Consider the following 1,371-nt stretch of genomic DNA (forward strand, 5'->3'; position numbering starts at 1 on the left):
GTACTGACCCCAAAAAGTTAGACAAATAATTTAAGTTAAGGATTTAGTCCTGTATTGCACAGGACTAAGTCCTTTTAGTTTTACCTTAATTCGTTTGTTGTTGTAATAGTCAATATAGTTTACAATAGCTTGTTCCAATTGGTTAAGTGACTTAAATGTATTCTCGTAACCATAAAACATTTCCGATTTCAAAATGCCAAAGAAGGATTCCATCATGCCGTTGTCTGGGCTGTTTCCTTTACGTGACATGGACGGTTGAATTCCTTTATCCTCTAAAAAACGATGATAATACTGGTGTTGATACTGCCATCCTTGATCACTATGAAGAATTGTATTTGTGTAATGATTCTCAGTAAAGGCCTGGTCTAACATAGCTTTCACTTGTTCTAAATTCGGTGAAGTCGAAAGATTATAGGCGATAATTTCGCTATTAAAACCATCTAAAACTGGCGATAAATAAAGTTTTTGATTGCTTGCTGGAATGGCAAACTCGGTCACATCTGTGTAGCACTTTTCCATTGGCTTGGTTGCTTCAAATTGGCGTTGAATAAGATTATCTGCTTTCTTACCAATCTCTCCTTGGTATGAAGAATACTTCCGTTTACGACGAATACGAGCACTTAAACCAAGGACCTTCATCAGACGTTGGACCTTCTTATGATTCACTACAAAACCACGATTCCTCAATTCAAGAGTCATTCGACGATAGCCGTAATTCCCTTTATGCTCAGTAAAAATAGATTGAATTTCAACTTTAACATCATAATCCTTATCGCTTTGATCGAGCTGTTTTAAATGATAATAATAAGTTGAACGGGCAAGCTTAATAATCTTTAGAAGAATCTCTAAAGCAAACTCTGTTACCAATCCTCGGACAATTTCCGTTTTTCTTCTTGCTCTTTTTCGTCCCTCAATCGGAGTTCTCTCAACTTTTTTAGAACCGCATTCTCCGCTCTCAAGTACTCATTTTCTGCTTGAAGACGTTCTAGTTCTGTCATCTCTTCGGGTTTCTTCTTTGGCTTACGTCCCATTTTAGGTATCCTTCCTCTTGTTTTCTCAACAATAGTATACCCGTTTTTCTTATATTGTGCTATCCAATTATGCAACATTCCAACACTTGGAAGAGCATAATCTAGAGATACCTTTATTTGTGAACGACTTTCAAGCAGAACTTTATCAATGATTTCTTGTTTTAGTTCGGGAGAATAGTAACAATTCTTTCCTTTTTTGACGATTTCTATTCCATAACGATCAATCAATTTAATCATGTACTTAAGATTAGAAATGTTTATCCCAAATTGATTTGAAAGCTCTTTGAAGCTTCGCCCTTGTTTTTTATGTTCATAGATCTGAACTTTATCTTCATAAGTT

General features: G+C 35.5%; 1 protein-coding gene. It reads right to left on the reverse strand.

Annotated features, from left to right (window positions below):
- Positions 1 to 30: 30 nt before the first annotated feature.
- Positions 31 to 1,371, reverse strand: a protein-coding gene (locus SPADD19_RS10780; protein WP_241496590.1) for an IS3 family transposase whose coding sequence is annotated in 2 segments (ribosomal slippage) — positions 31 to 938 and positions 938 to 1,371 — 1,342 coding nt annotated over the 2 segments. Because the reading frame shifts where the segments join, the coding sequence is not laid out codon by codon here. This gene is flagged as partial in the annotation.

The organism is Streptococcus parasanguinis, assembly GCF_001578955.1.
Taxonomy (GTDB): Bacteria; Bacillota; Bacilli; order Lactobacillales; family Streptococcaceae; genus Streptococcus; species Streptococcus parasanguinis_U.